General features: G+C 44.4%; 1 protein-coding gene. It reads left to right on the plus strand.

Translation table 11 applies throughout. The features are described from left to right. The coding region (locus GXM16_RS22650) for a beta strand repeat-containing protein (protein WP_208797409.1) at positions 1-3,488 on the plus strand (3,488 nt) is incomplete at both ends.

The raw sequence follows: 3,488 nt of genomic DNA on the forward strand, positions 1-3,488 counted from the left end.
GTAACAGCCACAGTAAGCAACCAATGTACAGGTTCAGGCAGTACTTTTCAGATTGTAGCCTCAGGTACAGGTTTGGCCCCATTGAGTTATAGTATTGGCGGTGCTACAGGCACCTTCCAGCCAGGCGGTGTCTTTACGGTTTCGGCGGGTACCTATACGGTTCATATCAAGGATGGCAATGGCTGTATTGTTCCATCATCAGCTGTTACGGTTTATCCTCAGCTGACGGCTACATCAGCAGTTACCAGAGAGCTTAGCTGTTCAGCTACAACACCAGAGGCCCAGATTACAGTTACGGCATCAGGAGGCAGAACAGGCTATACGTATGAAGTTTCTACTAATGGAGGAACGACTTATGCAGCAATGGCAAGCAATATTTATACTGCATCGGCAGCAGGCACATATACCTTTAGGGTAACAGATTCTAATACTCCGGGCTGTACAGCTGTCACTACAGCTACAGTAAATCCGATTTCAGACCCTACCGTAACAGCTTCACAAGTAAATGTTAGCTGTAACGGAGGGGCAGCTAACGGTTCAGTTACCTTGACTGGTGCTGGAGGTTCAGGCGGCTATACTTACAGCAACAATGCTACAAGCGGATTTACGGCAACGGCTACCTTTACAGGATTATCAGCCGGCTCCTATACTTTTTATGTTAAAGACAGCAAAGGATGTCCTGGTTCTGTAAATGTGACCATTACCCAGCCAACAGCCCTGACTACCACAGCATCAGCAACAGCCTTTAGCTGTAATGCTACTAATGTTAAGCAGTCTGCAGTTGTTACTGTTGCTGTTCCAACTACAGGAACTGCTCCCTATACTTATAGTTTCCAGGGAGGTGCCTTTACTGGAACCAGAACATTCTCTGTTGCTGATAATGGTACAGACCAAACGATCAATTATGTTGTGAGAGACAGCAACGGTTGTACTTTCCCGGGATCTGTTCTTATCAACAGATTAAACCCTCCAGTAATTTCAGGTATTACCAATAGCCCTATTTATTGTGCACCAGCGAGCAGTACTACCAGTACCGTTACAGTTGCCAAGACAGCAGGTACAGGAGTTGGTACAATTACCTATGAAATTACGGCACCGGCAGTTTCAGCGACATCAAACAATACTGGTATTTTCAGTGGACTAGCCGGAGGTGTGACTTATACATTTAAGGTAACAGATGCCAGCGGTTGTTATGCGATAGGATCTCATACTGTTCCTGTTGTTACTCCAATTGCAGTGACTCCTACGAAATTGAACGATGTATATTGTAATGGAGGATCTACAGGTTCTATCCGTTACGATGTAAGCCAGTTTGTTTCTACTTACAGCTATACGATAAACGGAGGTACAGCAGTTACAGCTCAGAGTGCAGCTTCATTTACTTTGCCAAACCTTGGAGTTGGTACTTATGATGTTGTTTTCAAAGATGAGACTACGGGCTGTGATTTTCCGACTTCTATCACCATTACACAGCCAACAGCTTTATCGGCTAATTATACAAAAGTGAATGCGAATTGTAATGTTGCGACCTCTAAGGTTACCATTACCGCATCAGGAGGAACTCCAGGTTATACATATGCTTACAAGCAGGATGGTGTTGCACCGGTTGCAGCAGATTACGTTGCCAGCAATGTTGCGGACTTGAATCCGTCTACAAATGCGAACTGGGATGTTTGGGTTAAAGATGCCAATGGATGTACATTCCCATTGAATGTTGCTATTGATACAGATCCAGTTCCATCGGTTACAGTTGTTGTTGACAACCAGTGTACAGGTTCAGGAAGTAATTTTACTATTACTGCTACGCCATCGGCTACAAGTTTGGCACCGTTGAGTTACGGAATAGGAGGCACTACAGGTGCTTTCCAGCCAAGTCCTGTTTTTACGGTTTCAGCGGGTACTTATACAGTTTGGATAAAAGATGCCAACGGCTGTATTGTTCCATCTGCAGCAGTAACAGTTTACCCACAGCTGACTGCTAATGCCTCAGTAACCAGAGAGCTTAGCTGTTCAGCTACAGCACCAGAGGCTCAGATTACCCTTACGGCTTCAGGAGGCAGAACGTCTTATAGTTATGAGGTTTCTTCTAACGGAGGAACTAACTACACAGCTATGGCTACTAATGTCTATACGGCAGCAGCAGCAGGAACTTATACTTTTAGAATCACAGATTCAAATAACTGTCCAGTTATCACTACAGCTACAGTAAATCCGATTTCAGACCCTACCGTAACAGCTTCACAAGTAAATGTTAGCTGTAACGGAGGGGCAGCTAACGGTTCAGTTACCTTGACTGGTGCTGGAGGTTCAGGCGGCTATACTTACAGCAACAATGCTACAAGCGGATTTACGGCAACGGCTACCTTTACAGGATTATCAGCCGGCTCCTATACTTTTTATGTTAAAGACAGCAAAGGATGTCCTGGTTCTGTAAATGTGACCATTACCCAGCCAACAGCCCTGACTACCACAGCATCAGCAACAGCCTTTAGCTGTAATGCTACTAATGTTAAGCAGTCTGCAGTTGTTACTGTTGCTGTTCCAACAACAGGGACAGCCCCATATACTTATAGTTTTGAGGGCAGTGCCTTTACAGGAACAAGAACATTCACGGTTTCCGATAATGGTGCAGACCAGACCATAGATTATATAGTAAGAGACAACAACGGCTGTACTTTTACAGGATTTGTTGTTATCAGCAGATTAAACCCACCTGTTATTTCAGGTATTACCCATACCGATATTTACTGTAGCCCTGCTTCTCGTACTACCAGTACAGTTACAGTTGCCAAGACAGCAGGTACCGGAGTTGGTACAACGTTTACTTATGAGATTACGGCACCAGCAGCTTCTGTTGCATCAAATACTACAGGTATCTTCACCGGATTGGCCGGCGGGGTTACTTACAGCTTCAAAGTGACAGATGCCAGCGGCTGTTATGCTACAGGTTCGCATACAGTTCCTGTTGTTACACCAATTTCAGCAATTGCTACCAAGTTGAACGATGTATATTGTAATGGAGGTTCTACAGGTTCTATCCGTTACGATGTAAGCCAGTTTAGTACTACTTACAGTTATAGAGTCAACACAAATCCTGCAGTTACGGCTCAGAGTGCAGCTTCGTTCACCTTGCCAAACCTTGGTGTAGGTACTTATGATGTTGTTTTCACAGATGAGACTACAGGATGTACATTCCCTACATCTATCATTATTACCCAGCCTAGTTTATTAGGAGCTACAGCTTCAACGGTAAATGCCAATTGTAATGTTGCTACCTCTAAGGTTACAGTAACCGCTACAGGTGGTACACCGGGCTATACCTATGCTTACAAACAGGATGGTGTTGCACCTGTAGCAGCAGATTATGTTGCCAGCAACAGTTCGGATTTAAACCCGACTACAAACGCCAACTGGGATGTTTGGGTAAAAGATGCTAATGGCTGTACATTTAAAGTAGATGTTGCTATTGCAACAGATAATGCGCCAAC

Source organism: Flavobacterium limi, assembly GCF_010645075.1.
Classification (GTDB): Bacteria; Bacteroidota; Bacteroidia; order Flavobacteriales; family Flavobacteriaceae; genus Flavobacterium; species Flavobacterium limi.